Source organism: Paracoccus sigandri (assembly GCF_003709565.1).
In the GTDB taxonomy this organism is placed as follows: domain Bacteria; phylum Pseudomonadota; class Alphaproteobacteria; order Rhodobacterales; family Rhodobacteraceae; genus Paracoccus; species Paracoccus siganidrum.
The window spans coordinates 1-2,996 of sequence record NZ_QNRC01000080.1 but is presented as its reverse complement, the minus strand read 5'-3'; the positions used below and the strand labels follow the sequence as shown (position 1 = coordinate 2,996).

General features: G+C 69.4%; 3 protein-coding genes. All 3 read left to right on the top strand.

Features of this window, described 5'->3' with window-relative positions; translation table 11 throughout:
* Nucleotides 1-1,146, top strand: coding sequence for an acyl-CoA dehydrogenase family protein (locus C9E82_RS23650; RefSeq protein ID WP_119901207.1), 1,146 nt, complete (start codon nucleotides 1-3; stop codon nucleotides 1,144-1,146).
* A 1-nt stretch (nucleotide 1,147) separates the two neighbouring features.
* Nucleotides 1,148-2,155: an enoyl-CoA hydratase/isomerase family protein gene (locus C9E82_RS23645; RefSeq protein WP_119901208.1), complete on the top strand. Its 1,008-nt coding sequence runs from the start codon at nucleotides 1,148-1,150 to the stop codon at nucleotides 2,153-2,155.
* Nucleotides 2,152-2,996 (top strand): 3-hydroxyisobutyrate dehydrogenase (mmsB, locus tag C9E82_RS23640; RefSeq protein ID WP_122449411.1); only part of this gene is annotated, 845 nt, incomplete at its 3' end. The genes C9E82_RS23645 and mmsB, both read left to right, overlap by 4 nt.

The window sequence follows — 2,996 nt, the reverse complement described above, 5'->3', positions numbered from 1 at the left end:
ATGGATTTCGCACTCGGCGAAGAGCAGCAGGCGATTTTCGACATGGCGCGGGATTTCGGCGGCGAACGGATCGCGCCCTTCTCGCGCGAATGGGAACAGGCGGGCACGATCCCGAAGGAGCTGTGGACCGAGATCGCCGCGCTCGGCTTCGGCGGGCTTTACGTCTCCGAGGAACATGGCGGCTCGGGGCTGTCGCGGCTGGATGCGACGCTGGTCTTCGAGGCGCTGTCCATGGCCGATCCCTCGGTCGCCTCGTTCCTGTCGATCCACAACATGTGCGGCGGCATGATCGACAAGTTCGGCAGCCCCGACACGAAGCGGCGCTGGCTGCCTGGCCTGTGCAGCATGGAGACGGTGTTTTCCTATTGCCTGACCGAGCCCGGCTCGGGCTCGGACGCCGCCGCCCTGCGCAGCCGCGCCGAGCGCAGGAACGACGGCTGGACGCTGAACGGCACCAAGGCCTTCATTTCGGGCGGCGGCTATTCGGACGCCTATGTGGTCATGGTGCGCACCGGCCAGGACGGGCCGAAGGGCATCAGCACGCTGATCGTCGAGGACGGCACGCCGGGCCTGTCCTTCGGCGCGCTGGAGGACAAGATGGGCTGGCGCGCCCAGCCCACCGCGCAGGTCCAGTTCGACGATTGCCACGTCCCGGCCGAGAACCTCCTGGGCGAGGAAGGCCGCGGCTTCGCCTATGCGATGGCGGGGCTGGACGGCGGGCGGCTGAACATCGCCGCAAGCGCGCTGGGGGGCGCGCAGGGCGCGCTGGAGCGCACGCTGGCCTATATGGGCGAGCGTCGCGCCTTCGGCCAGACGCTCGACCAGTTCCAGGCGCTGCAGTTCCGGCTGGCCGAGATGGAGACCGCGCTGCAATCGGCGCGGATCTTCCTGCGCCAGGCGGCGTGGAAACTTGACAGCGGCGCTCCGGATGCCACCAAGTTCTGCGCGATGGCCAAGCTTTACGTCACCGACCGCGCCTTCGAGGTCGCCAATCAGTGCCTCCAGCTGCATGGCGGCTATGGCTATCTGGCCGATTACGGGATCGAGAAGATCGTGCGCGACCTGCGCGTCCACCAGATCCTGGAAGGCACGAACGAAATCATGCGGCTGATCGTCGGCCGCGCGCTTCTGGCCGAACGGAGCTGACATGGAAGACCTGAACATCCGCATAGGCGGCCGCGCCGGCCGCATCACCTTCACCCGCCCGCAGGTGCTGAACGCGCTGAGCCACGACATGGCCCGCGCCATCCGCGCCGCGCTGGACGAATGGCGCGACGACCCGCAGGTCGAGCTGGTCGTCATCGACGCCGAGGGCGATCGCGCCTTCTGCGCGGGCGGCGACATCGCGGCGGTCTATCGCAGCGGGCTGGCGGGCGATCACGAGGTGGGCCGCCGCTTCTTCGCCGACGAATACCGCATGAACGCGGCGATCCGCGACTATCCCAAGCCCGTCGTCGCCTTCATGCAGGGCTTCGTGATGGGCGGCGGCGTGGGCGTGGGCGGCCATGCCAGCCACCGCATCGTCGGCGACAGCACCCAGATCGCCATGCCCGAGGTCGGCATCGGCCTGATCCCCGATGTCGGCGGGACCTGGCTTCTGGCCCATGCGCCGGGCCGGATCGGCGAATACCTGGCCCTGACCGGCGCCCGGATCGGCGCGGGCGACGCGATCCATGCCGGCCTGGCCGACATCTACCTGCCCGAGGAAGAATGGCCCGACCTGATCCGGCGGCTGGAAAACACCGCCGAGCTGTCGCTGATCGAGGGCGAGGACGCCCCCTCGGCCGCGCTCCAGACGCGCGACCTGTCGGCCTTCGGCGGCGCCACCATGGCCGAGATCATCGACGCGCTGGAAAAGGCCGGCGACGGGGACACGCTGAAGGCATTGAGGCGCAATTCGCCGCTGTCGATGGCAGCCACCCTGGCGATGCTGCGGGCGGCGCGCGGCGACCGGCGGATGCAGGAATCGCTGTCGCGCGAATACCGCTATACCTATCGCGCCACCGCCGAGACCGATTTCCTGGAGGGCGTGCGCGCGCAGATCATCGACAAGGACCGCAGCCCGAAATGGACGGCCGACGCCTCGCCCGAACATGTCCGCGCCATCCTTGCGCCTCTGGGAGAGGCGGAGCTTCAATGGGAGGAATATGCATGAAGATCGCATTCATCGGCCTGGGCAACATGGGCGCGCCCATGGCCGCCAACCTGGCCCGCGCGGGCCACGAGGTCCTGGGCTTCGACACCGCCGCCCCCGCGCCCGAGGGCGTCAGCGCCGCCGCCAGCGCCGCCGAGGCCGCGCAGGGGGCCGATGTCGTCATCACCATGCTGCCCAACGGCCAGATCCTGCGCGCCGTCGCGGGTCAGGTGATCCCGGCCATGCGTCCGGGCGCGGTGTTCTGCGACTGCTCGACCGTCGACGTGGACAGCGCGCGCGCCGTGGCGGATCAGGCCCGCCAGGCCGGGCTGGGCGCGCTGGACGCGCCGGTCTCGGGCGGGATCGGCGGCGCGCAGGCCGGCACGCTGACCTTCATGGTCGGCGGCCCGGACCAGGATTTCGCCACCGCCCTGCCCCTGTTCGAGATCATGGGCCAGAAGGCCGTGCATTGCGGCGCGGCCGGGGCCGGCCAGGCCGCGAAGATCTGCAACAACATGATCCTGGGCGTGACCATGATCGCCACCTGCGAGGCCTTCGCGCTGGCCGACAAGCTGGGGCTGGACCGGCAGAAGATGTTCGACGTGGTATCGACCAGCTCGGGCTACAGCTGGTCGATGAACGCCTATTGCCCGGCGCCGGGGGTCGGCCCGAAAAGCCCGGCCGACAACGACTACAAGCCCGGCTTCGCGGCCGAGCTGATGCTGAAGGACCTGAACCTGTCGCAAGAGGCCGCCGCCTCGGCCGGGGCGCAGACGCCGATGGGGGCGCTGGCCCGGCAGCTATATGATCGATTTGTCGAAGAGGAAGGCGGCAAGGGCCGCGATTTTTCGGCAATGTTGCC